This window comes from Dellaglioa sp. CoH-57-MRSF-16 (assembly GCF_056782055.1).
Map to the genome: position 1 here is coordinate 1 of NZ_JBXAXZ010000244.1, position 229 is coordinate 229.

Annotated in this window: 1 protein-coding gene; it reads right to left on the minus strand. The window is 54.1% G+C overall.

All coding sequences use genetic code 11. The features are described from left to right. A partial coding sequence (locus AC1RPH_RS08575; RefSeq protein ID WP_481762164.1) for a hypothetical protein occupies positions 1 to 229 on the minus strand: 229 nt, incomplete at both ends.

Below are 229 nucleotides of genomic sequence, written 5' to 3' on the forward strand. Positions count from 1 at the left end.
CCGATTCATCCCAGATGACAGCAACCTCGTCGAATGCGAGCTTCGCAATCGCGTGCACCTGTTCGAGAACCGCACTCTGGGTACCAGTGCACGTCAATGATCCCAGCACACCACTAAGCTCGACGAGCTTTTCTTGATCGGCACGTATACGGCACGATTCATTTTCGTACATGTTGCCCTTTGCCCGTTGCTCCGCGCGCTCTTCCAACTCAACTACGTCAAAACCCGT